Source organism: Halomonas citrativorans, assembly GCF_014898005.1.
GTDB classification, from domain to species: Bacteria; Pseudomonadota; Gammaproteobacteria; order Pseudomonadales; family Halomonadaceae; genus Vreelandella; species Vreelandella citrativorans.
Genome location: NZ_JABUYX010000070.1, coordinates 1 through 627, shown reverse-complemented (window position 1 = coordinate 627; position 627 = coordinate 1). Strand labels below are relative to the sequence as shown.

At 61.6% G+C, this 627-nt stretch carries 1 protein-coding gene; it reads left to right on the top strand.

Features of this window, described 5'->3' with window-relative positions:
• On the top strand, positions 1-570 hold a 570-nt coding region (locus INT20_RS17950), incomplete at its 5' end, for a group II intron maturase-specific domain-containing protein (RefSeq protein WP_319643871.1).
• Between the last annotated feature and the right edge of the window lie 57 nt (positions 571-627).

Below are 627 nucleotides of genomic sequence, written 5' to 3'. Positions count from 1 at the left end.
CGAGCAGGCGAGCGGGTCATGGGCAGCTTGAGTGAGTATCTCGAGAGCTCACTTCGGCTGACGGTCAATCGCCGTAAAAGTGCGGTGGACCGGCCATGGCGACGCGGCTACCTGGGCTACAGCCTCACTCGGCACAAGCAGTCGAAACTGACGCTCGCCAAGGCCAGCCTGACGCGCATGATGCAGCGTGTCCGTGAGATCCTGAAACGTGGCAGGGGGCGCAACATCCAGCGGACAATCGAAGGGTTGAGGCCAGTCCTGCGAGGATGGGCCCATTACTTCAGCCTTGTTGATGTGAAACGCCCCTTGGAAGCGCTGGATCAATGGATACGACGGCGCTTGCGCGGTCTGATCTGGCGGCAATGGAAGCGCCCGGCGACCCGGCGTCGGAAACTCCGAGGCCTGGGTCTGGACGCGTACCGTGCTTGGAAATCGGCGGGCAATGGGCGAGGGCCCTGGTGGAACGCCGGAGCCTCGCACATGAATGAGGCCCTGCCGAGAAAGTGGTTTTACGATCTGGGCCTGATCTCGATACTCGATACGGTAAGATGGCTCAAACGTTGTTCATGAACCGCCGTGGTACGGAACCGTATGCCCGGTGGTGTGAGAGGACAGGGGAGGCGACTC